The sequence below is a fragment of the Rhodococcus wratislaviensis genome (assembly GCF_041228765.1).
Classification (GTDB): domain Bacteria; phylum Actinomycetota; class Actinomycetes; order Mycobacteriales; family Mycobacteriaceae; genus Rhodococcus_F; species Rhodococcus_F wratislaviensis.
Map to the genome: position 1 here is coordinate 942,138 of NZ_CP150488.1, position 25,668 is coordinate 967,805.

Sequence of the window (25,668 nt, forward strand, 5' to 3'; positions counted from 1 at the left end):
GCGATCCCCGCCGGCGGCCGGTGCACGGGTGCAGCGACCGCATGGCAGGTCAACCCTACCCAGTCGAGGAGTGACACCATGGCCAGGAATCAGCGGGGGAAGATCGCGGTCGATATTCGTGACTCGGTCCCGGACTGGGAACCGTACCTGCCGACACCAGCCCCTGACGGTGCCCCGAACATCTTGCTCCTCGCCTGGGACGACGTGGGATACGGCACCATGGACGTCTTCGGCGGCCCGGTCGACACCCCGACCATGAGACGCATCGCGAACATGGGGACGAAATACGCGAACTTCCACACCACGGCATTGTGTTCCCCGACCCGGGCGTCGCTGCTGACCGGCCGCAACGCCACCACCAACGGCATGGCGACCATCGCGGAGTTCAGCTCCGGATTCCCGGGCATCTCGACCCACATCCCGTTCGAGAATGCGTTCATCTCCGAAGTTCTGGCCGAGCAGGGCTGGAACACCTACTGCGTCGGAAAATGGCACCTCACCCCGGGCGAAGAGACGAACATGTCTGCGGTCAAGAGCCGCTGGCCACTGGGCCGCGGATTCGAACGCTTCTACGGATTCCTCGGCGGCGAGACGAACAGCTGGTACCCGGATCTCGTCTACGACAATCACCCGGTCGATGCTCCCGGCACCCCCGAGAACGGCTACCACCTGTCGAAGGACCTGTCGGACAAGGCCATCGAGTTCATCCGCGACGCGAAATCCGTCGACCCCGACAAACCGTTCTTCATGTATCTCGCGCCGCAGGCCGGGCACGCACCGCACCACGTCCCCGCGGAGTGGGCCGACCGGTACAAGGGCAGGTTCGACGAAGGGTACGAGGCCATTCGCGCCGGAATCCTGCAGCAGCAGAAGCACATGGGACTTCTGCCCGAGAACACCGAGCTCTCACCCATCAATCCGCACGGAGAGCCGACACGCACCGGACCCGACGGGCAACCCTGGCCGAAACTCGACACGGTCCGGCCCTGGGCGTCGCTCACCGCCGACGAGCAGCGCCTCTTCGCGCGCATGGCCGAGGTGTTCGCCGGCTTCGTTTCCTACGCGGACGATCAGCTCGGTCGGGTGATCGACTTTCTGGAGGACTCGGGGCAACTCGACAACACGCTCATCGTCGTCATCTCCGACAACGGCGCCAGTGGTGAGGGCGGCCCGAACGGATCGTTCAACGAGTGGCGCTTCTTCAACGGGGTCGCCGACACGACCGAGGAGACACTCCCACACCTGGACGAACTGGGCGGGCCGGCGTCGTACAACCACTACAACACCGGATGGGCCTGGGCGTTCGATACACCGTTCCCGTACTGGAAGCGGTGGGCCGGCTACGAGGGCGGCATCGCCGACATGTGCATGGTCGCCTGGCCGGCAAAGCTCGAGCCCAGGAGTGAGCCCCTGCACCAGTACATCCATGCCGTCGACATCGTTCCGACGATCTACGAACTGGTGGGGATCGAACCGCCGCGCACCCTCGGGGGATACCTTCAGAACCCCATCGAAGGGGAGAGTTTCGCGGCATCCCTGACCGATGCGACGGTACCGGGCAAGGAACTGCAGTTCTACACGATGCTCGGTCAGCGATCCCTGTATCAGCGGGGGTGGCTCGCCACTGCCGTGCATCCGCCACTGTCCGGGTGGGGTCACTACGAGCACGACGTCTGGGAGCTCTACCACCTCGACGAGGACCGGGCCCAGACCAAGGACCTCGCCGCGCAGGAACCGGAACGTCTGGCGACCCTGAAAAGCCTGTGGTTCTACTACGCCGGTCTCTACAACGGTTTGCCACTCGACGACCGCAGCGCCCTCGAGCAGGTCGTGGCCGAGCGGCCGCACTCCGGGAAGAAAAGAGATCAGTATGTGTATTACCCGGATTGCGCGGATGTTCCCGAGTCGGCCGGTGTCCCGATCAACGGCCGGTCGTTCACGATCGCGGCGGGGGTTCGTCTGGACACCGCCGACGCCGAGGGCGTCCTCTACGCCCACGGTGGCGTGGCCGGCGGACACAGCCTCTACCTGAAGGATCGTCGACTGCACTATGTGTACAACTGGCTCGGAACACACCTCCAGGAGATCACCGCCGAAAGCGAAATCACTCCGGGATCACATGTCTGTACAGCCGAGTTCACGGTGGAGGGCAAGAACACCGACCCGGCAGTGCCGGGGTTCGCGGGAGCCGTCACCTTGTACGTCGACGACCAGCGGGTGGCGGGCGGGAACATCGTGACCCAGCCGGGCGCGTTCTGCCTCGTCGGCGACGGCATCTGCGTCGGGCGTGACAGCGCATCCCCGGTGACCCCGGACTACACCGCACCGTTCACCTTCACCGGCGGCGCCATCGACAAGGTCGTCGTCGACGTGTCCGGCGAACGGTACATCGACCACGAGGCTCAGGTGCGGGCCTGGTTCGCGATCGACTGAGCCCCTTGTGAAGCGGTAGCGCTAGCCCCGCTCACCGGCCAGTTCCTCGAACAGGGTCGGGTCGTGGGCGGAGAAGACGCGCACCCGCGGCGCCTCCTGATTGTTCAGTTCCCGGAGCCGACGATGATTGCCGCGGATCTTCGAACGGTCCACCGCGATCAGCTCTTCCATCACGCGCAGGGCGCGACCCTCGGTTCCCGGCGACACCTGTCCGGGGGCGGCGACCGTGCTGCGGTGGTAGAACGCGTCGCCCGCGTGCAGTAGCCAGCCCTTCTCGCCGGTGTCGACGGCCACCGCCGCGTGGCCCCGGGTGTGGCCGGGCAACGGGACGAGCACGATGCGGTCGCCGACCCCGGCGATCGGGTAGGTGTCGGAGAAACCGAGCACGGATTCGCCCGGCCCCGAGTAGGTGTGCACCGTGGGTGCGGGGGTGAGCTGGGCGGGACGGTAGCGGATCTTCTCCCGGAACGACGAACGTCCTTCTGACGCCGTTCGTTCCGCGGCGGTGGTGTGCAGGGTGGCGTTCGGGAAGTCGGCGACGCCGCCGACGTGGTCGAAGTCGAGATGGGTCGCGACGATGTGGGTCACGTCCGCAGGATTCAGGCCCAGCTTCTCGAGCCGGCGGACCGCCGTCTCCGACTCCCGGAACCGGGCGCCCATCAGGTTCGCGTACCGGCCGACGCGTCCGGTGGGATCGGCGACGTCCGCCAGCCCGAAGCCGGAGTCGACCAGCACAATGCCCGCGTCGGTTTCACACGCCAGCACATGGCACACCAACCGCCCGATGAGCGCCGAGGAGAACGAGCCGCAATTGAGGTGGTGTACCCGCATGGAGGCTCACGCTAGCCGAGTCGGTGTTCGCGGGGCGCCGATTACACCGCGACCGGTGACGACGCCTGCGCCCAGAACCGTTTCGGTATCCGTCCGGCATTCCGGGCGAGGTGCCCGGCCGTGACCGCTGCGGCCATCGCCGCGGCCATCAGCGGAGGGTCCGACGCCCTCGTCACCGCCGTGGCGAGCAGTACGGCGTCGCAGCCGAGTTCCATCGCCAGTGCTGCGTCGCTCGCTGTGCCGATCCCGGCGTCGAGGATGACCGGGATGTCGGTGCGCGCGACGATCATCTCGATGTTGCGGGGGTTCGAGATGCCGAGCCCGGTGCCGATCGGCGAACCGAGTGGCATCACGGCGGCGCATCCGGCATCGACCAGGCGCTGCGCGAGCACGGGGTCGTCGTTGGTGTACGGCAGCACGACGAATCCGTCGTCCACGAGTTGTTCTGCTGCCGAGACGAGTTCGATCCCATCGGGCAGGAGCGTGCGCTCGTCGGCGATCACTTCGAGCTTGACCCAGTTGGTGCCCAGGGCCTCGCGGGCCAGGCGCGCAGTCAGCACCGCCTCCGCGGCGCCCCGGCAGCCGGCTGTGTTCGGCAACAACGCGATGCCCAGCCGATCCAGCAGTTCGAGCAGCCCGGTTCTCCCTGCGGCGTCCACTCGGCGCATCGCCACCGTCGTCAGTTCGGTGCCCGAGGCGACGAGTGCCTCTTCCAGCACCGAGAGGTTGGCCGCACCGCCCGTGCCCATGAGAAGCCGGGACGAGAAGTCCCTGCCCGCGATCGTGAGTGCGTCGGTGTGGATGCGCATGGGTACCTCCGGTCGAGATGTCAGCGAGCACTCGAACCCTACGATCGAATCGTCTCCGGCGTCAGAACCACTTGTGCGCTACGTCATAGGTCCAGATTGGACCCCTGTCTCGCCGCCTTTCTGGATCTTCTGGACCCGTACCAGATGGCCCAGAGTTGTCGGTGCGATGAGCCCCGTGGAGAACGCCACGTCGTCACGATCGGAGTAGAGATGAGCACCATGATCGCGAGCAGGAACCGCACCGCGAGGTCGAGGGAGGAGGAGCGCCTGGCAACGGAACTGGAGGACGCTCGGCGACGGATCATCGAACTCATGGGCCAGCTGGCCGAAACGGTCCGCAGCCGTGATGCTTTGAGCGACCGCATGCAGGTGATGGCGTGGAATGCCCGGTGGGGACGCGAGCACACCGGATTCGGGGTGCGGTGACCCGAATCCGGGAGTCACAGCCACGTGGTCGGGCGGATCAGGTTGGCGAGATCCACCAGGGTGTACCGATGCCTGCGCTCGGGGGCCTTGCGGGCGAGGGCCCGGAGCGCCGACTCCGCCCCGGTGCGCAGACCGCGTTCGGTGAACGGCACGCTGAGGATCCGCGTCGTCTCGGGAATGCCGCCGGCGTGCAGCCAGTCGACGGCCACGCCGAGAACGAGCACCCGGGTCTGGAGTGCGCGGCGCTCGTCGTGGGCGAGCAGTTCGACTCGCCGGGCGGCCTCCTGCAGATCCCGTTCGCTCACCTCGGCGAGCGGCCGATCGTGGACGAGCATCAGCACACTCGTCAACCGGGCCTCGGCATAGTGCCGGGATGTCGGTGGCACCTCGTCGAGGGCCTCCACCGCGGCCGCCCGGTCGTCGCGGTGCTCCAGTTGCCGCGACAGCCCGAACGCCGCACTCACCGCGCCGTGATCCGTGCGCCACACTGTGCAGTAATACTTTTCGGCGGTCCGCCGCCACCGCCCGATGTCCTCGCCGGAGCGGTATTCGCACCACATCTCGGCCGTCGCCGCGAGGGCGAGCTTCGGGGCCTCCTCGCCCGGTAGCGCGGTCAGGACGGAATCGAACCGGGTGAACGCCGCCTCGAAGTCGCCGCCCACCAGCGCACACAGTCCGGTGTGCCAGTCGACGCGCCACGTGTCCTCACGCTGGTGGTCGAGGGATTCGAGAATGGTGGCGGCATCACGGGGCTGCCCCAGGTCGAGGTGCGCGCGTACCTCGGCGAGCGGGATCTCGATGCTCGTGGACGCCACGCCGTCGTCCGCCGACTCCTTCGCCCTGCGCAGTGAATCGAGGAGCTCCCTCGGTCGGCTGTGGACGACGGAGAGCAACGGGGCGGCCGGGTCGTCCGGGTCCACCAACGGAATCGGTAGTGCTCGAACGATACTCATCGCACTGATCCGCTCGTCCCGGCGGTGCCCGTCGACGTAGACGTCGGTGCGGCTGATCGTGAGGTCGGTCCCGAACGTCGTGCGCTGCGGGCTGAACCGGTGGGACAACCCCGGCTGCGGGTGGCCGGTCTGCTGGGCCCGCACCTCGCGCAGGACACCCTCGAGCTGCGTCGACATCTCCTCGGCCGACGCGAACCGGCGGGCCGGATCGGGGTGGATGGCCCGGAGCAGCAGCCGGTGGTAGAACTCGTACTCCGCCAGCAGCGGCGCCTCCTCGGGTGTCGGCAGGCCGTCGACGTAACAGCCGCCGACGGTGGGCATGTCGAGGGTCAGCACGGCCAGCGTCCGCCCGACGGTGTAGATGTCGGAGGCGACGGTGGGACCGGTGGTGGCGATCTCGGGGGCTTGGTAACCCTGTGTGCCGTAGATGTATCCGTGATCCCCGATCCTGGCGACCGCGCCCATGTCGATGAGCTTGAGCTGGTCGTAGTCGTCGCCGATCATGATGTTCTCGGGTTTGAGGTCGTTGTACACCAACCCCATCGAGTGCAGGTATCCGAGCGCGGGCGTGACCTCGAGGAGGTAGCGGATGGCGTGCTCCACCGGCAGCATCGGCTTCGGTTCGTCGGGCCCGGCCTCCTCCTTCAGTTCGGTGAGCAGGTCGCGCAGCGTTCTGCCCCGGACGTACTCCATGACGATGTAGCCGATGGGATTGCCGTCCATCCCGGGGTGTTCGACGAAGTTGTAGATCTTGACGATGCTCGGATGCGTGACCTCGGCGAGGAACCGGCGCTCGGCGAGAGCAATCTCCTGGGCCACGGGGTCGCCCGAGTGCAGCAGGCCCTTGAGGACCACCCAGCGGTCGCTGACATTGTGGTCGAGCGCGAGGTAGATCCAGCCGACGCCGCCGTGGGCGAGGCACCCCAGGACCTCGTACTGGCCCGCGACGAGTTCGCCCGCCTCGAGTTGCGGGGCGAACGAGAAGACGGTGCCGCAGTGGGTGCACACCCCCTCCGTGTCTCCCGGCCGCGCGGCGGTGGAACGTCCGACGGGGCGTTTGCATCGGTCGCAGTAGCGTTTGTGCTCCGCCAGAACGGGATTGGTCAGGAGCATCGACAGGTCGGAGGTGTGGACGGCGTCCGGCACCGTGCGTGAGGAGGGGACGTCGTCATCGTCGTCGTCCGCGAACGGATCGAATCGCACACCCCTGGTGGATTGCGGGTCGTCCATCGGTGTTCGCCTGGTTTCGTCGCTCACGTCGGTGTCACCTCAGTCCCGGTAGGTGGGGGCGGGTGGTCCGGCGGTAGGGCCGAGAACCGTCAGCCAGTTGTCGTAGAGCCTCGTCCAGGTTCCGTCCGCACGCATCCGATCCAGCGTGCCGTTCACGAAGCGCACCAGATCCTCGTTGGTCTTGTTGACCCCGATGCCGTACGGCTCCGATTCGAGCGGCGGGCCGACGATCTCCAGGTTCGGGTCCTGGGCGGCGAGCCCGGCGAGGATGGAGTCGTCGGTGCTCGCGGCGTCGGCCTGCCGTTGCTGGAGGACCACGAGGCAGTCGTCCCAGTCGGGTACCGCCACTATCGTGGCCTCGGGCTGCACGCGGCGAACGGTGTCCAGTGAGGTGGTGTCGCCGGCGGTGCAGACGCGCTTGCCCGCCAGATCCTCCGGGCCGGAGATACCGGAGCCTTTCGGCACCAGCAGACGTTGATAGGCCTGGAAGTACACGGTGGAGAAGGCGACACGCTCGGACCGTTCGCACGTGATCGACGTGCTCTTGACCACCAGATCCACGTCCTCGTTCGCGAGGGCATCGAAACGGTCGCCGGACGTGAGCAGTCGGAACTCGACCCGGGAGGGGTCACCGAACAGGTCCCGCGCCACCTCTCCCGCGACGTCGACGTCGAATCCCATCAGCATGCCGGTGGTCGGATCCCGGAAACTGAAGAGGTTGGTGTTCTGGTCGATTCCGACGATCAGCCGGCCGCGGGCGGTGATCTCGGCAAGCGAGCTTCCCGGCGCCCGGACATCCGGCGCGGCGGGGCGGAGACTCGCGAGCGCGCCGCAGGAGTCGGGTGCGGGTGGCTCCTCGGGTACGTCGCCGCCGGTGGGCAGAAGGAGCTCGGCCCCGCTCGTCAACGGGATTTCCGAGTAGTCGCCCGAAACGGTGGGAGTGAGGGGCTGCGGGGTGGCGCATCCGGCCGCGAGGACGGCGACCACGGCAGCGGAGAGGAGGAGGGCGCGCGGGCGCGTCCGCCGTCTCGGTCGACTCACCCGCGTCATCAGTGGTACTCGTTCAGTCTGGGCCAGATCCCCCCACCGACGGCGAACCCGCAGAGCACGCCGATCACCATGCTACCCACCGCGAGCAGCGACAACGAGCGATATGCGTCGGCCATCCCGTCGAGTTCCTCGCTGCGGAATCGGTCGATGCCGTCCTGCAACGACTCGTCGAGGGCCGCGAACGTGGCGGGGGACGCCGAGTCCGCGGGGCCGATCGCGATGGCCTTCGCCCCCGGGTAGTCCCCCACGTCGAGCTTCTCCTGCAGCATGGTGTGCGCGCGCCGCCAGTCGCCGAGCGCGGTGACGGCGGCGTCGATCGGCGGTGTCGTCGCCGGCCCGTGATCGCCGTCCTGCAGCCCCCCGAGGATGTCGGCGAGTTCGGCCGACCGCCGGGCGTAGTCGACCTCGGACTGTTCGTCGGAGCCGCGCTGCAGCAGCGCGAGCGTCTCGTCCGCCCGGGCCTGCTGGGCGAGGATCCGTGCCTGGGTGATCGTGCCGAGCGGTTGCGCCCCTTCGGTTCTCGCCCGGTCCGTGGCTGCGGTGGAGACCAGGGTGGCGGCGCCCAGCCAGATCAGGAGGGTGGCAGCGAGGAGGGAGGCGAGGACGAGGCCGGGATTGACGCGACGTTTGCTCTTGCGCGCCAGGTACACCTGCGCGAGGACGAGCGCGACGAGCAGGGCGACGGCGACGGCGAACGCGGCCCTCGGAAGCCGCCCGGTGAGGAACTGGGTGTCGGCGACGGATCTCGACTGCTCCGAGTAGAGACGCTCGGCTGCGGGCAGGATCGTGTCCTGCATCATCGCGGAGGCATCGCTGAGATAGGCGACGCCGACCGGGTTGCCCGACCGATTGTTGGCGCGGGCCGTGGCGATCAGGCTGGTGTAGTCGGCGAGATCCCTCGACACCTCGGACAGCAGCGCGAGGGCCGCGGCGTCTGTCGAGGCGACGCCGTTCGACGCGGTGACCAGCGCGTTCGACGCGTCCCCGATCGCCTGGTTGTACCGATTTCGGACGGCGATCGGCTCGACACCGCCCGAGATGAAGGACGTGGCGGCCGCGGCGTCGGCGATGGACAGCGAACTGTAGAGCCGTTCGGCCGCGTAGGTGAGGGGTTCGGTGTGCGTCCGCAGGGTCTCGATGCGCTGTTGCCGGGCACTGATCGCCGCCGAGGTGATCGCCCCGGTCACGAGCGCGGCGGTGACGAGGGCGATCCCCAGCACGGACAGTCGTCCCGGGGTCGAGACGAGGAATTCCCGCCACGGCCGGCGCGGGGATTCGGGCTCGACGAGCAGGGACTCGTCCAGCGAGTGTTCTTCGGTGACGGCATCGTCTCCGCGGTGGAACACGGTGTCCTCCTCCGCCGAGGTCTTCTGCAAGTGTGCCCCGATTCCCGGCGGGTCGTGCCGGAAAAGCCGATGTCGTGTCGGAGGCACACAGAAGGACGGGGAGGGGTGGGACGGATCGTCCGCCCCTCCCCGACCTGGGCACCATCAACGGCCACTGCCCCGAGCCCGGGAGGCTGAGGCTGCGGGTGGTCAGGACCGGTTCGTTTGCCGATCCAGCGGGTACGCGCTGGCGAGACTGCGAATCTCTTCCTGGTCGCACGTCGATTCAGGAATGACCTGCCATAAACGCTCGACGAATCGGAGCGATGTCATCCCGAAGTTGACGAGGATCTCCTCCCCGGTCGCGCCCCCGTAGGGTGCCCACCGGCCGGCGAACTCGATGAGCCGCTGCGCCTCGTTGTCAGGGTGCTTGCCGTTGCGGTCGACATCGATCCACTCGACGCGACGCCTCTGTTGCCATCGGCGAGGTTCTCGGTAGTTCATGGCATTCGATATCTCCCGGTCCTGAGGTCCAACGATGACCAGCGTCAGCCTGCGACGGCGAGGTTCTCGTAGACGGTGGCGTTGGCCATGCCGCCGCCTTCGCACATCGTCTGCAGTCCGTAGCGGACTCCGTCGGCCCGCATGTGATGCACGAGGGTGGTGGCCAGGCGGGCGCCGGATCCGCCGAGCGGGTGTCCGAGCGCGATCGCGCCGCCGAGAGAGTTCACCCTGTCTTCAGGCGCCCCGGTCGCCCGTAGCCACGCGCCCACCACGCTGGCGAACGCCTCGTTGACCTCGAATGCCCCGATGTCGTCCATTGCCAGTCCGGCCCGTTCGAGCACCCGTGCGGTGGCCGGGATCGGCCCTGCCAGCATCGCGACCGGATCGTCGCCCACCACCGTGGCGGTGTGCACCCGCGCAAGGGGTGTGAGTCCCAGTTGCCGTGCGCGCTCGCCTGACATCACCAGCAATGCGGCTGCGCCGTCCGAGATCTGCGAAGCATTGCCTGCGGTAATGCGGCCGTCCTCACCGAAAGCCGGTTCCAACTGCGCGAGCTTCTCGAGGGTGGTGGTCCGACGGATTCCCTCGTCGACCTCGAGTTTCGTTCCGCCGGGCAGGGTCACCGGCACGATCTCGCCGGTGAATCGGCCGTCGTCGGCCGCCTGTGCGGCTCGCTGGTGTGAGCGCAGGCTGTACTCGTCGAGCCAGCCACGGCTCTGCTCGTAGCGGTCGGCGAGGATCTCGGCACCGCGGCCCTGGTTGAACTCGATGCCCTCGTAGCGTCGCCGGATCGCTTCGCTGTTCGGATCGCCGAGTCCGACGCGTCGCGCCGATCCCATCGGGATCCGGGTCATCGATTCGACTCCACCCGCGACGACGATGTCGTACTGGCCCGAGATGACACCGGCGGCCGCGAAATGCAGTGCTTGCTGGCTCGATCCGCACTGCCGCTCGATCGTGGTGCCGGGAACCGACTCGGGCCATCCCGCGGCGAGAACCGCGTTGCGGGCAATGTTGCCTGCCTGCTCGCCGACCTGACCGACGCATCCCCACAGGACGTCGTCGACTGTTGCGGCGTCGACCCCGGACCGGTCGAGCAGCGCAGTCAGGACGGTCGCGGAAAGGTCGACGGGGTGAACCTCCGCGAGGCCACCCTTGCGGCGACCGATGGGGCTCCGGACGGCCTCGACGATGACTGCATCACGCATGGTGTGTTCCTGTTCTCTCGTTCTCGGTGATCACGTCGCGGTCCAGACCGGGGCGCGGCGTTCGGTGAATGCGGCGGCGCCCTCGCGGGCGTCGTTGGAGTCGAACACCGGCATCACGATCTGCCGGGTCCGTTCGAAGGCATCGGCCGGCGGCCAGCCCGGAGACTCGTCGACGACCTTCTTACTGGCCCGCACTGCGAGCGGCCCGTTGCCGGCAATCTCCTCGGCGAGTTCGAGCGCCGCCGCCAGCACCCCGCCCTCCGGGGCCAGCCGGTTGACCAGGCCGAGCGGGTGCAGCTGCGCGGCGGTCATCGCCTTGCCGGTGAGCACCATCTCCAGCGCGACAGCCCGGGGCAGTCGGGTGGGAAGCCGGGTCAGTCCGCCCGCGGCGGCGACCAGACCGCGGCGGACCTCGGGCAGGCCGAACGTCGCGGTCGGCGCGGCGACGACGAGGTCCGCGGCCAGAACGATCTCGAATCCGCCGGCGAGGGCAGGACCGTCGACTGCGGCGATGAGGGGTTTGGCGGGGGGTGCCTCGACGAGACCGGCAAACCCCCGGCCCTCGACGCGGGGACTTTCGCCCCGCAGGAAGGACTTGAGATCCATACCGGCGCAGAAATATCCGCCGGCTCCGGTGATCACGCCGACCCGCAGGTCCGGATCGGAGTCGAGCAGCTCGACCGCCGCGGCGACCGCCTGTGCGACCGCGCCGTTCACCGCGTTGCGCGCGTCGGGGCGGTTGAGCGTGATCACCAGCACCGGTCCCACCCGCTCGGTCAGCACGACCGGTGCGGGTGTCTCGTCGGTCACCGGGGTGCCATCCGGATCGCGCCGTCGAGGCGGATCGTCTCGCCGTTGAGCATGCCGTTCTCGATGATGTGCGCGGCCAGCGCGGCGAACTCGGAGGGCTCGCCGAGCCGCTGCGGGTGCGGAACCGAGGCGGCCAGGGCGTCGCGGATGTCGTCACGAGCATTGAGCAACAACGGGGTTGCGAACACCCCGGGCGCGATGGTGCACACCCGGATCCCGACACCGGCGAGGTCGCGGGCGGCGGGCAGAGTCATCCCTACGACTCCGGCCTTGGACGTCGCATAGTTGATCTGCCCGATCTGCCCCTCGTAGGCAGCGACGGAGGCGGTCAAGACACACACACCGCGGTCGCCGTCCAGCGGTTCGTTCGCGGCCATCGCCTCGGCCGCGAACCGCAGCACGTTGAAGGTGCCGATCACGTTGAGCCTGATCACCGACTCGAAAGGCTCGAGGTCGGCGGCCTTGCGATCCTTGGTGAGGACGCGCATGGGCCTACCGCGGCCGGCGCAGTGCACGACGGCCCGCACCGGGCCGCTCTCGGCGGCTGCCGCGAAGGCGACGGCGACGGCGTCCCCGTCGGTCACGTCGGTCGGCACGAACCGCGCTGCCGCACCAAGCGCGTCGGCCTGCTCGGCCCCGGACGAGCCGGGGAGGTCGAGCAGGGTGACGGTGGCGCCGGCCTCGACCAGGCGGGTCGCGGTGGCCAGTCCGAGTCCGGATGCGCCGCCGGTGACGACGGCGTTGATGTCCTTGATCTGCATGGAGAAGGTCTTTCGGGTTGTCCGGCCGCGTGGCGTCCGGGGTGGGAACGGTGTGTGGCCCGCCGGGGCGGAATGGGATGCCTACAGACCCATCGACTTCGAGATGACGCTCTTCATGACCTCGCTGGTGCCGCCGAAGATCCGGGTGACGCGGGCGTCGGCGTACAGCCGCGCGATCGGGTACTCGCTCATGTAGCCGTAGCCGCCGTGCACCTGCAGGCACTTGTCGATGACCCGGGCCTGCATCTCCGTGCAGAACAGCTTCACCTTGGCCGCGTCGGCGGGAGTGAGGGTGCCGCCGTCCAGCGCGATCAGCGCCTGGTCGACGAGCGCCTGGCCGGCCTGCAGTTCGGTCGCGCACTCGGCGAGCACGAACTTGGTGTTCTGGAAGTCGGCCAGCGGTTTGCCGAAGACCAGGCGTTCCTTGGCGTAGTCGATGGCGAGGTTCACCGCGGCGGTCGCGGTGGCGAGACCGGTGATCGCGATCGACAGCCGCTCCTGCGGCAGGTTGTGGGCGAGCATCTTGAATGCCGCGCCCTCCTCGCCGAGCAGGTTCCGGGCCGGCACGCGGACGTTGTCGAACGTCAGCTCGGCGGTGTCGGACGACTTCATGCCGATCTTGTGCAGGTTGCGGCCGCGGATGAAGCCGGGCATGTCACCCTCGACGACCAGCAACGACAGGCCTTTGCGGCGGTTCTCGGGATCCTTCGAGGTGCGCGCCACCACGATCACCAGGTCGGCGTTGATGCCGCCGGTGATGAAGGTCTTGTTGCCATTGAGGATGTAGTCGTCGCCGTCGCGGACGGCGGTGGTGGTGACGCCGGCCAGGTCGGAACCGATGCCCGGCTCGGTCATCGCGATCGCGCTCACCAGGCTGCCGTCGGCGAAACCGGGGAACCAGCGGTCGCGCTGCTCCTCGCCGGCGTACTCGAGGAAGTACGGCAGCACTGTGTTCAGGTGGACCTGGAACCCGCCGAGCGATGCTGCGGCATAACCGATCTCCTCGTAGACGACGGTGTTGAACAAGAAGCTGTCGATACCGCCGCCGCCGTACTGATCGGGGATCTGGAGCCCGTTGATTCCGATCTCTGCCGTCTTCTTGTAGAAGTCGCGGGGGATGAAACCGGCGGCCTCCCACTCGGGCAGGTTCGGGGTGATCTCCTTGGCGATGAACTGGCGGACGGAGTCCCGGAAGGCTTCGTGGTCTTCGGTGAAGATGGTGCGTTGCATGGTGAATCCTCTTTTGTGAAAGTGGGGGGCGGCAGGTGGGTGCCGATGTCTAGCCGACGCCGACGATCTTGTCGGCGACCAGCGCGTCGACCGTGGCGGCGGGATAGCCGAGTTCGGCGAGCAGTTCGGCGGTGTGCTGGCCGAGGTCCGGGTCGCCTTCGCTGGACAGCTTGGCCACGCTGCCCAGGTGCCAGGGCGATCCGAGAGCGGTGTTCGGGACCCCGTCCGCGCCGCTGACCTCGAGGAACAGTCCGGACGCGTTCACGTCCGCGCTCCGCATGGCCTCGGGATAGGTGTTGATCTTGCCCGCGACAACGCCGTTGGTGGTCAGCAGTTCCATGGCCTCGTCGCTCGTCATCGTCGAGAATGCGCTCCGCAGTTCGACGAGCATCGCCTTGCGGTTTGCCACCCGCAGGGTGTTGTTCGCGAAGCGCGGGTCGTCGGCGACGTCGGGGCGCCCGATGAGGCGACACAGTCGGGTGAAGTGCACATCCGAGTAGGCGGACAGGACCAGGCTGCCGTCCCTGGTCGTCATCACGTCCGCGGCGGGGGCGATACTGGGCTGACCGTTGCCCTTGCGGACAGGCTCCTCACCGGTGATCAGGTACTGGCCCCAGTTCGTGCCCTGCAGGTGGATCGCGACCTCGAGCAGCGACACCTCGACGGTGTCGCCCTCGCCCGTGCGGAGCCGGCGCACGTAGGCCGCCAGGATCGCCTGGGCGCAGACGTAACCGGAAGCGGCGTCGACGATTTGGGACCCGACCTTCTGCGGCTCGCTGTCGGTCTCGCCGGTGACCCACATCATCCCACTCTCGGCCTGCGCCGCGATGTCGAGTCCGGGCCGGTACTTCGACGGTCCGTGCAGGCCGAATCCGCTGACCGTGGCGTAGACCATCCAGGGGTGCTCCTCGAGGACATCCTCGGCGCCGAGGCCGAACGACTCCATGACGCCCGGGCGCAGGTTCTGCACCACGATGTCGGCGCTCGCGATCAGCTTTCGCGCGATCTCCTGTGCCTGCGGGTCTTTCAGGTCCAGTGCCATTGCACGCTTGCCGCGGTTGTAGTTCTGCAGCATGGCCTCGCCCGCCGGACCGATGCCGCGGGCGGACTCGCCGTGCAGCGGCTCGACCTTGATCACGTCGGCGCCGAGGTCGACCAGGATCTGGGTGGCGGCCGGGGCGGCGATGAATTGTCCGAAGTCGACGACGCGAACGCCGTCCAGGGGTTTGTCGATGTTCATGCTGCCTCCTCGACACTGCGGCGGATGCGGGCGATGTCGCGGTCCGGGTTGACCAGGAACACCGCGATGATGCTGCCGACGACCATCAGCGCGCCGCTCATCAGGAAGCCGCTGGCGTAGCCGGAGATCTTGTCGGCTGTACCGCCGACGGTGAAGCCGAGCACGAGCGGCGCGATCATGCCGGAGATGCTCGACACCGCGCTGAGTCCACCGAGGACCATGCCGCGCTTCTTCGACTGCACGACGTCGGCGATGGCCGACAGCGCGACACCGAATGCTGCCGTGTTCAGCGAGAAGGCCAGGGAGACGAGCAGGATCTGCACCGGGCCCTGCGGCAGCACGGTGAAGCCCATCATTGCGGCGCCTGCGCCGCCGATCAGCACGGCCGAGAGGTATCCGCGGGCAACCTTCCGGGAGACACCGCGCGCGATGAGGCGGCTGGAGAACCAACCCGCGGCGATCGCGCCTGCCGCTGCGAACCCATAGGGGAGCATTACCAGGCGGCCGGTGGTGAGTGTGTCGTAGCCGAGTCCGTCCTGGAGGTAGACCGGGAGCCAGGCCACCTTCAGCGTGGTGGACCAGTACGAGCAGAACATCAGCAGCGCGATGCCGAGCACGGTGCCGGTGCGAAGAATCGTCTTGTACGGGGCGTCGACGGTGTCGACGACGATCGTGGTTGCGGTCTTCGCGGCCGGGGTGTTCTCCTCGGGGGCGCCGCGGCCGAAGATCATCCAGGCCACCGCCCACACCAGACCCATCACGATGAGGATGTAGAACGCGGCGTGCCAGTCCCAGCGGACGATGATCCAGGTCAGCAGGGGTGCGGCGATGAGGGTGCCGATCGAGGCACCGGCGGTGACGAATCCACTTGGCATCGCTCGCTTCTCGGGCGTGAACCAGGAGTGCACGGCGTGGTTGGCCAGCGCGTACGCGGGACCCTCGGCGAAGCCGAGCACGATCCGGCAGGCGACCAGCACACTGAAGCTGACCGTGCCGAGCAGCGGGGCCATGGTGGCCACCCACGTCAGCATCAGGCCGGCCATCAGCCAGCGGAGGCTCACCTTGGACGACAACCAGCCGAAGAACAGGGCACCGACGGCGAACAGCCAGAAGAAACTGCTCTGGATGATGCCGAACTCCTGCGGGCTCAGGCCGAGGTCCTTCTGGATCTGCACACCCGCGAACGCGATGACGGACTTGTCCGCGTGATTGATGAGCATGAACACGACCAGGAGGCCGACGACGATCCAGGCGCGTCGCATCGGCGCCGATCTGGTGTGCCTGGCCGACGTGGTCGTCGGCGATGATGTCTGGGTCATAGGTCCTCTTCGTGGAACGAACCGTCGCGATGATGTGCGTGGCGTGTGAACCGGTCCGGATGGATTCCGCAGGCGACCGCCTAGGTGATCGAGCCGGGTTCCGCCGCAACGGTGTGATCAGGTACACACCATTCAAGGCGCGAGAATCGATCAGGTCAAAGACCAGAAAAGTAGGAAAAGTACTGCGATTACCTATGAGTCGATGCTGCCCGCGATGTCCTCGCGTATCTGGCGGTCGGACTCGGCCCGCGTCAGCTTCGCCGCGTCCACGAGGGACCTACCGGAGGCCATGTGCGCGGCGATGGATGCGGCGAACTCCTCGAAGGACGCGCGAGCACATGCCAAGAATTGCGTGGACGCCTCGGTGATCCGGCCGGGACGGCGGACCACGCCCATACGGCGGGTGAGCCGCGGCGACAGTTCGCGCACCACCCCGCCACGCAACATCGCGTCGAGTCCACTGCGCAGGGCGACGATCGACACGCCGCCGCCCGCGAGGACGATCGGAAGTACGGCGCCACGCTGACGCACCTCCACCGCGACGTCGGGTTCGACTCCGTGCAACCGCAGCGAGCGATCGATGAAGTCCCGGGTCGCCGTTCCCCTTTCGCCCATGACGAACGGAACACGAGTCAGCTCCTCGATGGGCACCGGATCCGGCCACCGTGCGTCGGTGCCGGGCGGACACACCAGCACGAGCTGCTGGTCGATCAGCTCCTCCCCGACGAGGCCCTCGGTCGGCAGCGGTAGAGCAAGAACACCCAGCTCACACGCCCCCGACCGGACCAAGGACACAACATCGGCAATCTCGTCGCGCTCTTCGATGTGGAACCGGACGTCGGGGTACTGCAGGCGGAATTTCGCAACCCATACCGACAGCGGATCGGAGGACAGGTCCGACAGTGAGGCGATGTCGATCCGGCCGCCGCGCATCGCCCCGACGTCGCGCACCGCGTTCTCGGCCGATTCCACCTCCCGAAGGATCGTCCGCGCCGGGCCGACGAGTGCCTCGCCGGCAGGGGAAAGTACCAGGCCTCGGCCGACGCGATGGAACAGCTCGACCCCGAGGTCCTTCTCGAGCTTGCGGACCACCTGCGACAGCGAGGGCTGCGCGACGTGCAACTGTGTCGCGGCCCGTGTGACCCCGCCACAATCGACGACGGCGAGAAAGTACTCCATCTGACGCAGGTCCATACCCCGAATCTAGAGGGAGCTACACCTCGTCGTGGGCTACTCCGGGACCGACGGCCGGTTCCGGGCCTGGGGACGGTGCGGCGAGGGCGAGGAAGTCACCGGCGGAGCCCCGAATGCGGGTGCTACTTCGCCAAATGGCGTGCAGCGATCGGGTCAGGTCCAGATCGGCGAGCGGGACCTCGATCAACCGTCCGTCGCGCAGTTCCTGCCGCACGGTCAACTCACTGAGTACGGCGGCGTACTCCCCCCCACTGACCGCCACCTTCACCGCAGTATTCGAGTGCAGTTCGATCGCTGGAGGCGACATCGTTGCGCCCATCGCACGCTGCAGCGTTTCCCGGGTTCCCGAGCCACCTTCACGGGTGGCGAGCGGCAGCTCGTCCAACTCGCGAGCAGACAGCGGCCGACGACAGCACGCCAGCCGATGCAGAGGTGAGACGACCAGCACGAGGCGGTCTCGGCCGACCGGGACGCTGCGCAGATCGCTGGGAACGTCTGGAGATTCGATGAACCCCAGGTCTATCTCGCGCGCACGCAGTGCCGCGATCACTCCTTGCGAATTGGTAACGCGCAGCTGCACTTGGGGCCACTCGCCGTGCCGGCGAAACTCGGCCAGCCATGTCGGCACGAGAGACTCCGCGACGGTCTGGCTCGCCCCGATATTCACCGTCTCGGTGGCCTGCGCTGTCAGCGCCCGGGCGCCGCCCACGAGGGTATCCGCGGCGTCCACGACGCCGCGAGACCAGTCGGTCACCATTCGGCCGTGCACGGTCAACTCCGCACCCCGGGTCCGGCGATCGATCAGTTCCAGCCGCAGCTGTTCTTCCAATGCCTTGATTCGCCTACTCGCCGACGGCTGGCTGATCTGTTCCGCACGGGCAGCTGCCGAGATGCTGCCGAGATCAGCGACCAGCACGAGCATGCGCAATGATTCGAGATCGATTACCGGCCGCAATCTTTCAGACACAGTCGACCCTTTCGCATAGCGATTACTCTCACGCGTTGCTACAGATCTGCCCCTGCGGCCGCCGCCGGGCGAGACCTACTCCCTCGAACATGCGGGAGCATTCACTGCCTCAGGCACATTCGGGCATGACGGCTTGCTCGAAGGAAAGACCCGAACTCTCGTCGCCGAGGATCCAGTCGACGTTCGCGGTCCACGTGGCTTCATTGATCGTCGGACTCCAGGACAGATGTGTTTTGTCCCAGATCCGTCCGGCGCTCTCCGCCGGAATCCGCAGCAAGGTCGCCAGGGACTGCACACCGGACCCACGGTTCGCGTCGTCTGCGATCCAGTCGGCGGCCTTGTTCATCGCGGTGCAGAATCCGTTGAGGATTTCCGGGTTCTGCTGCGCAAACTCTTCGGTCGTCGTCCAGAACGTCTGCAGTCCCACATCGCCCAGCTCGCCTGCCGTGCCGTCGAACGGGCTCGCCAAGGTACGGAATTCGATGCCGTGGTCCTCCATCGTGACCACGGTGGAGGTCGAACCCACAGTTGCGTCGACCTTTTTGTTGCGCACCGCCGGCTCCATCGTCGCGCCGGATCCCACCGCGACGTAGGTCACGCTATCCGGATCCACACCGTTACCGGAGAGAACCGTGCGGGCGAACCTCTCCGAGGCGCTCCCCCGTTGAACGACGCCGATTTGCTTTCCGCGTAGCGATGTGACATCGGTTATCCCGCTGTCGGCGGGAGTGACGAGTGACATGTCTATGTGCCCGAAAGGTGGTATCGCGGTGATCTGCTGCCCCTGATTCATGGCACCCATGACGTTCTCGGGTGTCCCGATCGCGATCTGGGTCGTGTTCCCGATCAACGCCGCCGTGAGCTGGGGCCCCGAGGGTGCGGTGACAGTTTCGACCTGGAGACCTGCCCCTTGGAAGAAACCCTGTTCCTGGGCGATCGTGTACGGGAAACTGAGCGAGTTGCTCTCCATACTGCCGATCGTGATGGAAGTGAGCCCGTTCTCCGACGTGGGTGCGGTGCCGGCGGAGCCACACGCGACCATCGAGCTGAGCAGGGCTAGTGCCCCTGCGATTGTGATTGCGGAACGCTTGTCGAGCATCTGGGTCTCCTGCTTGTCGGGACGCTTGGTTGCCGAGGATGATTCAGTGCAGTCGTTCACGCAGGCGTTCGTATATCGCCTGGTACCGAGGGTCAGCGGAAACCGTGGCGAGTTCTCGTGGCCGTGGGATGTCCACCTGTACGTCGTCGAGGACCTTCCCCTCCCCCATCAGCACGATCCGGTCGGCGAGGGCCACCGCCTCACCCAGGTCGTGGGTGACGAAGATGACGGTGCGGTGCGCTTCGCGCTGCCACAACTCGAGGAATTCCTTCTGCACCGACATCCGGGTGTTGACGTCCAGTGCGGCGAAGGGTTCGTCCATCAGCAGCACCTCCGGGTCCAGCGCCCAGGTTCGTGCCAGTGCCACGCGTTGCCGCATTCCCTGGGACAGCTGCCACGGCCACAGATGCCCAGCTTCCTCGAGGTGAACCGCCTGCAGCCACCGCCGCCCCAGCGCCCTGCGCTCCGCCCGGCGCACGCCCCGCAACTCGAGCCCGTACTCGACATTGCGCAACGCGCTGCGCCACGGCAGCAGGGCGTCGCGCGCCAGCATGAATCCGAGATGCGACCGCGCATCCCGCGGTGTCTTTCCCATAACGGATACCCTGCCCGCAGCGGGGTCGACGAGACCGGCCGCCATGTTCAGTAATGTCGTCTTGCCGCAACCGCTTCGGCCGACGATGGCGATGAATTCGCCGGCCGGGATCTGTAGGTCGATTCCCGACAACACGGTCCGGGTGCCGCCCTGTGGAGCCGGATAGGTTACTTCCACGCCTTCGAACTCGATCGCGTTCCTGCCCGGATCCGCAGGCGAGCCGACCCCGGCGGAACGTGCTGCATGCCGTGCGGTAGAAATCATGGACATCTCATGTGCTCCAGACTTGTCTTTTCCGATGACAGGATTGGTCATCGATCAACTGGGGGCTGCCACCGCAGGAACCAGCGCTCGGCGTGACTCATCGCCTGGTTGAGTACCACTGCCATCAACGCCAGGAACAGCAGGATCGCGTACACCGCCTCCATCCGGAACGTCGCAGAGTATGTGGCGACCAACTGGCCCAATCCGTTTCGGGCCGAGATCAGTTCGGAACCGACCACGCCGAGCAGGGAATAGATCAGCCCCAACCGCAGCGCTGCGAAGATCGCGGGCGTCGCGACCGGAATGAGTACCTTCAGAAACATCTGAGACTTCGTGGCCCCCAAGACAGTGGAGAGGCGCAACCATTCCGCGTCGGTGGATCGCACCCCGGCGCGTGCTCCGGACATCACGATGAAGAAGACCAACGTCGAGGCCAACGCAACCTTCGCCGAAGTGTTGATGCCGAGTGCCACGATGAACAACGGCGCGAGGGCGATCCGCGGCATTGCATTGGCCGCATCGAGATACGGAGTCAGCACTCGCTCGACTCGGGGTAGCAGTCCCAGCGCGACACCGAAGACGACGCCGATAGCACCTGCCACGATCCACGCGATGAGAACTGCGACCATGGTGTACCGAGTGTTGGTCCACAGCTCGCCGGACTTCGCCGCCGTTACCAGGTACTCCCACGACTGCCCCGGTGTCTTCGCGAGTACCGGGTCCAGCCACTCGTGTTCTGCCGTGAGTTGCCACAGTCCCAGCCACGCGAGGCCGAGGAGGATCTGCGCTCCCCGCACCACCAGCGACTCCCGCGACACCTTCCAGGTCCGGCGTGTGGGTTCCGCCTCGCTCGAGGATGCCGTCGCGTTCACCGAGGTCTGGTCGAGAACTTGCATGGGTTTGCTCCAGTCAGTATGTACCGCAATCGAATTCGAATCGGAAACATCGGGTGTCGGCGGCGAGCGGGTGGTAGGGGCTCCTACGCGGGGACCTCGCCGCGGAGGGTGATGCGGTTGAGGACTCGTTCCTGGGTGCCGTAGCCGTGGATCGCGTAGTGCATGGTGCACCGGTTGTCCCACATGACGAGGTCTCCTTCGCGCCAGGCGTGGCGGTAGACGTTGTCGGGGGTGACCGAGCTCTGGTAGAGGTATTCGAGCAGGGGTTCGCTTTCCTGCCGGGTCCAGCCGTCGATGCAGGCGTTGTCCCGGTGTCCCACGAACAGGGCCTTTCGCCCGGTCTCGGGGTGGGTCCGCACCAGCGGATGCACCGCGGTCGGGGTGTCCTGCTCGGCGACGTTGAGCATGCGGCCGAGCCGGATGCCGCTGAATCGCACCATGAGTCCGTCGAGGGTGTCTTTCAGTGCCGGGGACAGTCGTTCGTATGCGAGGTACTGGTTCGACCACATCGTGTCCCCGCCCACCGGGGTGGTGATCGCCGAGAGCATCGTGATCTTCGGTGGTGCCGCGGTGAACGATCCGTCGTAGTGCCAGGCTTCGGTGGCGGTGGTCTCCTTCTTGACGTTGGCGACCTGAAAGATCTCCGGGTGCCCGTCCAGCGGGTTCAGCATTTCGGTGACTACCGGCTCGCCCCACAGCCGGGCAAATTCGATCTGCGCCAACGGCTTTACGTACTGGTCCCGGAATACGAGCGTGCAGTGCTCGCGGAAGGCTGCGCGCAGCGTCTCCACGGTCTGGTCGTCGATGGGCTCGTCCAGGCGAACGCCGTCCACTGCGGCGCCGATGGATCCGGTCAGGGGGGTGACACAAAGCTTCACGAGGGCTCCTCGATTTCGGCTGATTCTTCACGATTCGAATGTCCGGCACAGGCCGGATGAGTGGTGCCTGTCACAACGTAACAGGAATCACAATTTATGTCGACAACAATTTTGGTCAGTTTCGACTGCTGTGAATAGCGCAGGACTACACAGCAATTGACGTATCGTCAGCCAATCGCCCGTGGTGGATTCGTGTGCGATGACCGAAGCCGGGTGGCCGCGCGGCCTCGCATACTGGTTCGGCTGGGTTGCGCCTTCGTCAGGACCTGTCGTCGGCGCTGGTCAGCGTATCGATCGCTGCGATCCGGGCACGATCACGCTCGGGATCGACCGTCAGCGCCATCACCACGGCGCCGATGATCGCCACGACACCGAAGATCTGGAAAGCCGTCGTGTACCCCTGTGCCGGCGTCGTCGCCGCATCGACGAGGTGACCGGTGAGCCACGGCGCGAGGATGCCCGAGGTCGAAAACAATGCGGTGAACACGCCCAAAGTGGATGCGACCTGACGTTCCGGGCTGATGTGTGCCACCGCGACATTCATCAGCGGGTAGCTGGCCACCCCGGCTCCGTATCCCGCGACGACGAGGAACACGGCCAGCCACGCACTGTGTACCAACGGGATGGAGGCCAACATGACGCCACAGGCGAACAATGCCACCACCGACACCATTCCGCGCGAGACCCGCACTGTCATCCCCCTGCCGGCGAGTCGATCGGTGATGAAGGACACCAACAACATCGACGCCATCCCGGTCACACTCGGCAGTGCGAAGAGCAGTCCCGAGTCGACCCGGCTGAAACCCAGCCCCTGCTCGAAGTAGGAAGGCAGCCAGGTGAGAATCACCGCAACCATCCCGTAGATGGCGAACATGCCGAGCACCCCACCCCAGAAGGTGGGTAATGCGGCGATTCGCAGGAAACTCACCCTTGTCACGTTGCCGTCAGGCGCACCGGACCGGGCCACCTGGCGTGCACTGCTCACCGAATACGGTCCGTCCTTGCCGACAACCAGCCACACCGCCGCCCACACCAGGCCGACGATCATCAGGGTCCAGAATGCGGCCTTCCATCCATATGCCGCGACGATCACCGTGAGCGCGGGTGCCATCAATATCTTCGACAGCGACGTTCCGGAACTGACCACCGCGGAGGGAAGGCCGCGTTTGCTCTTGGGGAACCATCCGAACACCGCCACGTTGTTCAACGCGCCCGCGGGGCCTTCCGCGGCGCCGAGCAGTACGCGGCTGACGATCAGCGCGGTGAACGTGCCCACGAGCAGTACCGGGATCTGAACCAGTGACCACAGCAGGGCCAGAGCCAGCAGCACCCAGACGATGCGTACTCGGTCGGCGATGAATCCGCCCACCAGCCCGGTGATGACGAACAGGACGTAGAAGGCACTGCCCAAGAGTCCGATGTCCGCGTTCGACAGTCCCAGATCCTCGGACAGCGGTCGGGCGACGATCCCGAGTACTGCCTTGTCTGCGAAGTTGATCGTTTGCAGAATCATCACGAGGAACGTGATACTCCATGCGGTGCGGGCGGTCGGAGCGCTCACCGCCGGGGCGACCCTTCTGCCGCCGTCGGCGGGGTCGTCTGCCCGTTCGGTGTCGTCCGGGAGTGCCATGAACACATCCTCTCCCTTCGTCGTCGAGATGCAAGCAGTCTCGCTCGGCACCTTCCACGACCGATCCGAGAGTGCCGATCCGCCCGGCGCTGCGGTCGCGCTCACCGAGGGGCGATCGATTTCTTGCATTGCTGCTCCAATCAGTGAGCACCGCGTCTGGATGTGCGCTACGCGGCCGCGGCGGCGAGCGGGTGGTAGGGGCTCCTACGCGGGGACCTCGCCGCGGAGGGTGATGCGGTTGAGGACTCGTTCCTGGGTGCCGTAGCCGTGGATCGCGTAGTGCATGGTGCACCGGTTGTCCCACATGACGAGGTCTCCTTCGCGCCAGGCGTGGCGGTAGACGTTGTCGGGGGTGACCGAGCTCTGGTAGAGGTATTCGAGCAGGGGTTCGCTTTCCTGCCGGGTCCAGCCGTCGATGCAGGCGTTGTCCCGGTGTCCCACGAACAGGGCCTTTCGCCCGGTCTCGGGGTGGGTCCGCACCAGCGGATGCACCGCGGTCGGGGTGTCCTGCTCGGCGACGTTGAGCATGCGGCCGAGCCGGATGCCGCTGAATCGCACCATGAGTCCGTCGAGGGTGTCTTTCAGTGCCGGGGACAGTCGTTCGTATGCGAGGTACTGGTTCGACCACATCGTGTCCCCGCCCACCGGGGTGGTGATCGCCGAGAGCATCGTGATCTTCGGTGGTGCCGCGGTGAACGATCCGTCGTAGTGCCAGGCTTCGGTGGCGGTGGTCTCCTTCTTGACGTTGGCGACCTGAAAGATCTCCGGGTGCCCGTCCAGCGGGTTCAGCATTTCGGTGACTACCGGCTCGCCCCACAGCCGGGCAAATTCGATCTGCGCCAACGGCTTTACGTACTGGTCCCGGAATACGAGCGTGCAGTGCTCGCGGAAGGCTGCGCGCAGCGCCTCCACGGTCTGGTCGTCGATGGGCTCGTCCAGGCGAACGCCGTCCACTGCGGCGCCGATGGATCCGGTCAGGGGGGTGACACAAAGCTTCACGAGGGCTCCTCGATTTCGGCTGATTCTTCACGATTCGAATGTCCGGCACAGGCCGGATGAGTGGTGCCTGTCACAACGTAACAGGAATCACAATTTATGTCGACAACAATTTTGGTCAGTTCTGCACACACCGACCGGTCGAGCGACAACGTCCCGACCTGCGGTCGAGGAAAGCAGGCGCGAGGGCCAGGAATCAGATGGCGCGCCGGTCTCCGGCGTTCTCCTCGGACGCTGCGAGCTCGCGAAGTGCGGAATCACGGACGCTGATAATCCGTTGCTCGGCAAGTTCGACCGCGAGGTCGGCGTCGTGCTCGACGATCGCGTTGTGGAGAGCGCGCCAGCGCTTGGCGAACTTCGGCAAGTCGCGGGGCGTGGCGGACAGACCGACGCGCACATACCGAAGGGTCTGCAAGGAGACCGACTGCAACAGCTCCGCCACGATGCGATTGCGCGAGACCTGCGCAACGGTGCTGTTCAGCAGAAATGTGGCGACCGCGTAGGCGTCGACCGACTCGCGCGCCCCTTGCAGCACCCGTGGCATGTTGGCGTCGAATACCGCCTTCAGATCCTCCGGCTGCTCCAGCAGTTCTTGGCGCAGCAACATCACGTAGAGGGCGGCGCGGACGTCGAACAGATCGCGAACGTCGCCCGCACACAGGTCCGTCACCACCGCACCCCGCCGAGACTGGAAGTGCACGAGTCGGTCACGCTCGAGAATTCGCAGCGCCTCGCGCACAGGTGCCCGACTGACCTCCAGCACTGCACTGATGTCCTGCTCGAGGAGGCGTTGGCCCGAGTCCACATGGCCGAGTGTGATGACCCCTGCGAGCTTCGCCGCGATCTGCTCGGCGAGAGACGCCGCCACACCGGCCGCGCCCCGGTTCCTGAGCACGGCCTGCTCCACCGCGAGCATCAGCTCGTTCTGTGGAACCAGCAGCGTGGAAAGGTCCGGAAGATCCTGCGTCTTGATCCGACCCATCGCGAACCTTTCTGCCGTGTGCGGTCAGTTCCTTCACA

Annotated in this window: 23 protein-coding genes; 2 read left to right on the top strand and 21 right to left on the bottom strand. The window is 66.7% G+C overall.

The window, feature by feature from the left end:
* The first annotated feature begins 78 nt into the window (after positions 1-78).
* The gene (locus WKC72_RS04330; protein WP_112300261.1) at positions 79-2,433 is read left to right on the top strand and encodes an arylsulfatase; all 2,355 of its coding nucleotides are present in this window, start codon (positions 79-81) and stop codon (positions 2,431-2,433) included.
* 21 nt (positions 2,434-2,454) lie between these two features.
* Here the strand turns inward: WKC72_RS04330 and WKC72_RS04335 are convergent, their stop codons facing one another.
* Together WKC72_RS04335 and WKC72_RS04340 are read right to left on the bottom strand one after the other, a co-directional pair.
* Positions 2,455-3,264 carry an MBL fold metallo-hydrolase gene (locus WKC72_RS04335; RefSeq protein ID WP_370181839.1) on the bottom strand — a complete coding sequence of 270 codons (810 nt, stop codon included), beginning with the start codon at positions 3,262-3,264 and terminating at the stop codon, positions 2,455-2,457.
* A 41-nt stretch (positions 3,265-3,305) separates the two neighbouring features.
* On the bottom strand, positions 3,306-4,073 hold the full coding sequence (locus WKC72_RS04340; RefSeq protein ID WP_370181840.1) for a thiazole synthase: 768 nt from the start codon (positions 4,071-4,073) through the stop codon (positions 3,306-3,308).
* Between the two features lie 210 nt (positions 4,074-4,283).
* Here WKC72_RS04340 and WKC72_RS04345 point away from each other — a divergent pair, with 210 nt between their 5' ends.
* A complete protein-coding gene (locus WKC72_RS04345) occupies positions 4,284-4,499 on the top strand; it encodes a hypothetical protein (protein WP_370181842.1) in 216 nt (71 codons plus the stop codon).
* 14 nt (positions 4,500-4,513) lie between these two features.
* On the opposite strand, the gene WKC72_RS04350 is transcribed toward WKC72_RS04345, so the two are convergent.
* From WKC72_RS04350 to WKC72_RS04440, 19 genes are all read right to left on the bottom strand, one after another.
* Positions 4,514-6,682 carry a tetratricopeptide repeat protein gene (locus WKC72_RS04350; protein WP_370184258.1) on the bottom strand — a complete coding sequence of 723 codons (2,169 nt, stop codon included), beginning with the start codon at positions 6,680-6,682 and terminating at the stop codon, positions 4,514-4,516.
* A 39-nt stretch (positions 6,683-6,721) separates the two neighbouring features.
* Entirely contained in the window at positions 6,722-7,732 is a 1,011-nt protein-coding gene (locus WKC72_RS04355; RefSeq protein ID WP_370181843.1) for a glutamate ABC transporter substrate-binding protein, read from the bottom strand.
* A complete protein-coding gene (locus WKC72_RS04360; RefSeq protein ID WP_370181844.1) occupies positions 7,732-9,078 on the bottom strand; it encodes a hypothetical protein in 1,347 nt (448 codons plus the stop codon). The genes WKC72_RS04355 and WKC72_RS04360 overlap by 1 nt, the downstream gene beginning before the upstream one ends.
* Before the next feature lie 189 nt (positions 9,079-9,267).
* Complete coding sequence (locus WKC72_RS04365; protein ID WP_370181845.1) at positions 9,268-9,561, bottom strand: hypothetical protein; 294 nt, start codon at positions 9,559-9,561, stop codon at positions 9,268-9,270.
* Positions 9,562-9,605: 44 nt separating this feature from the next.
* A complete protein-coding gene (locus WKC72_RS04370) occupies positions 9,606-10,769 on the bottom strand; it encodes an acetyl-CoA C-acyltransferase (protein ID WP_370181846.1) in 1,164 nt (387 codons plus the stop codon).
* Positions 10,770-10,799: 30 nt separating this feature from the next.
* A complete protein-coding gene (locus WKC72_RS04375; RefSeq protein WP_268788719.1) occupies positions 10,800-11,579 on the bottom strand; it encodes a crotonase/enoyl-CoA hydratase family protein in 780 nt (259 codons plus the stop codon).
* A complete protein-coding gene (locus tag WKC72_RS04380; protein WP_268788720.1) occupies positions 11,576-12,340 on the bottom strand; it encodes an SDR family NAD(P)-dependent oxidoreductase in 765 nt (254 codons plus the stop codon). Before WKC72_RS04380 ends, WKC72_RS04375 begins: the two co-directional genes overlap by 4 nt.
* A gap of 81 nt (positions 12,341-12,421) precedes the next feature.
* On the bottom strand, positions 12,422-13,570 hold the full coding sequence (locus WKC72_RS04385) for an acyl-CoA dehydrogenase family protein (RefSeq protein ID WP_037234698.1): 1,149 nt from the start codon (positions 13,568-13,570) through the stop codon (positions 12,422-12,424).
* 49 nt (positions 13,571-13,619) lie between these two features.
* Positions 13,620-14,810 (bottom strand): CaiB/BaiF CoA transferase family protein, encoded by a 1,191-nt coding sequence (locus WKC72_RS04390; protein ID WP_370181847.1) that lies wholly within the window; start codon positions 14,808-14,810, stop codon positions 13,620-13,622.
* On the bottom strand, positions 14,807-16,129 hold the full coding sequence (locus WKC72_RS04395) for an MFS transporter (RefSeq protein ID WP_081792441.1): 1,323 nt from the start codon (positions 16,127-16,129) through the stop codon (positions 14,807-14,809). The genes WKC72_RS04390 and WKC72_RS04395 overlap by 4 nt, the downstream gene beginning before the upstream one ends.
* A gap of 192 nt (positions 16,130-16,321) precedes the next feature.
* Positions 16,322-17,323, bottom strand: a complete 1,002-nt coding sequence (locus WKC72_RS04400) for a LysR family transcriptional regulator (protein ID WP_370181848.1) — start codon at positions 17,321-17,323, stop codon at positions 16,322-16,324.
* Between the two features lie 19 nt (positions 17,324-17,342).
* A complete protein-coding gene (locus tag WKC72_RS04405) occupies positions 17,343-18,290 on the bottom strand; it encodes a LysR family transcriptional regulator (protein ID WP_370181849.1) in 948 nt (315 codons plus the stop codon).
* 109 nt (positions 18,291-18,399) lie between these two features.
* Positions 18,400-19,449, bottom strand: a complete 1,050-nt coding sequence (locus tag WKC72_RS04410) for an ABC transporter substrate-binding protein (RefSeq protein WP_268788724.1) — start codon at positions 19,447-19,449, stop codon at positions 18,400-18,402.
* A complete protein-coding gene (locus WKC72_RS04415) occupies positions 19,433-20,248 on the bottom strand; it encodes an ABC transporter ATP-binding protein (RefSeq protein ID WP_255221558.1) in 816 nt (271 codons plus the stop codon). Before WKC72_RS04415 ends, WKC72_RS04410 begins: the two co-directional genes overlap by 17 nt.
* Positions 20,249-20,295: 47 nt before the next feature.
* Positions 20,296-21,144 (bottom strand): ABC transporter permease, encoded by an 849-nt coding sequence (locus WKC72_RS04420; protein WP_268788725.1) that lies wholly within the window; start codon positions 21,142-21,144, stop codon positions 20,296-20,298.
* A gap of 83 nt (positions 21,145-21,227) precedes the next feature.
* The gene (locus tag WKC72_RS04425) at positions 21,228-22,022 is read right to left on the bottom strand and encodes a TauD/TfdA family dioxygenase (protein WP_268788726.1); all 795 of its coding nucleotides are present in this window, start codon (positions 22,020-22,022) and stop codon (positions 21,228-21,230) included.
* Positions 22,023-22,281: 259 nt separating this feature from the next.
* Positions 22,282-23,652: an MFS transporter gene (locus WKC72_RS04430; protein ID WP_255221827.1), complete on the bottom strand. Its 1,371-nt coding sequence runs from the start codon at positions 23,650-23,652 to the stop codon at positions 22,282-22,284.
* 204 nt (positions 23,653-23,856) lie between these two features.
* Positions 23,857-24,651 (bottom strand): TauD/TfdA family dioxygenase, encoded by a 795-nt coding sequence (locus WKC72_RS04435; RefSeq protein WP_268788727.1) that lies wholly within the window; start codon positions 24,649-24,651, stop codon positions 23,857-23,859.
* 193 nt (positions 24,652-24,844) lie between these two features.
* Positions 24,845-25,630, bottom strand: coding sequence for a GntR family transcriptional regulator (locus tag WKC72_RS04440; RefSeq protein ID WP_037245920.1), 786 nt, complete (start codon positions 25,628-25,630; stop codon positions 24,845-24,847).
* Positions 25,631-25,668: the final 38 nt, after the last annotated feature.

Bases quoted from the DNA above. Each gene is read 5' to 3' on its own strand.
- WKC72_RS04330 (WP_112300261.1), top strand. From the start codon at position 79: ATGGCCAGGAATCAGCGGGGGAAGATCGCGGTCGATATTCGTGACTCG.
- WKC72_RS04335 (WP_370181839.1), bottom strand. From the start codon at position 3,264: ATGCGGGTACACCACCTCAATTGCGGCTCGTTCTCCTCGGCGCTCATC.
- WKC72_RS04340 (WP_370181840.1), bottom strand. From the start codon at position 4,073: ATGCGCATCCACACCGACGCACTCACGATCGCGGGCAGGGACTTCTCG.
- WKC72_RS04345 (WP_370181842.1), top strand. From the start codon at position 4,284: ATGAGCACCATGATCGCGAGCAGGAACCGCACCGCGAGGTCGAGGGAG.
- WKC72_RS04350 (WP_370184258.1), bottom strand. From the start codon at position 6,682: ATGGACGACCCGCAATCCACCAGGGGTGTGCGATTCGATCCGTTCGCG.
- WKC72_RS04355 (WP_370181843.1), bottom strand. From the start codon at position 7,732: ATGACGCGGGTGAGTCGACCGAGACGGCGGACGCGCCCGCGCGCCCTC.
- WKC72_RS04365 (WP_370181845.1), bottom strand. From the start codon at position 9,561: ATGAACTACCGAGAACCTCGCCGATGGCAACAGAGGCGTCGCGTCGAG.
- WKC72_RS04370 (WP_370181846.1), bottom strand. From the start codon at position 10,769: ATGCGTGATGCAGTCATCGTCGAGGCCGTCCGGAGCCCCATCGGTCGC.
- WKC72_RS04380 (WP_268788720.1), bottom strand. From the start codon at position 12,340: ATGCAGATCAAGGACATCAACGCCGTCGTCACCGGCGGCGCATCCGGA.
- WKC72_RS04385 (WP_037234698.1), bottom strand. From the start codon at position 13,570: ATGCAACGCACCATCTTCACCGAAGACCACGAAGCCTTCCGGGACTCC.
- WKC72_RS04390 (WP_370181847.1), bottom strand. From the start codon at position 14,810: ATGAACATCGACAAACCCCTGGACGGCGTTCGCGTCGTCGACTTCGGA.
- WKC72_RS04395 (WP_081792441.1), bottom strand. From the start codon at position 16,129: ATGACCCAGACATCATCGCCGACGACCACGTCGGCCAGGCACACCAGA.
- WKC72_RS04400 (WP_370181848.1), bottom strand. From the start codon at position 17,323: ATGGACCTGCGTCAGATGGAGTACTTTCTCGCCGTCGTCGATTGTGGC.
- WKC72_RS04415 (WP_255221558.1), bottom strand. From the start codon at position 20,248: ATGATTTCTACCGCACGGCATGCAGCACGTTCCGCCGGGGTCGGCTCG.
- WKC72_RS04420 (WP_268788725.1), bottom strand. From the start codon at position 21,144: ATGCAAGTTCTCGACCAGACCTCGGTGAACGCGACGGCATCCTCGAGC.
- WKC72_RS04430 (WP_255221827.1), bottom strand. From the start codon at position 23,652: ATGGCACTCCCGGACGACACCGAACGGGCAGACGACCCCGCCGACGGC.
- WKC72_RS04440 (WP_037245920.1), bottom strand. From the start codon at position 25,630: ATGGGTCGGATCAAGACGCAGGATCTTCCGGACCTTTCCACGCTGCTG.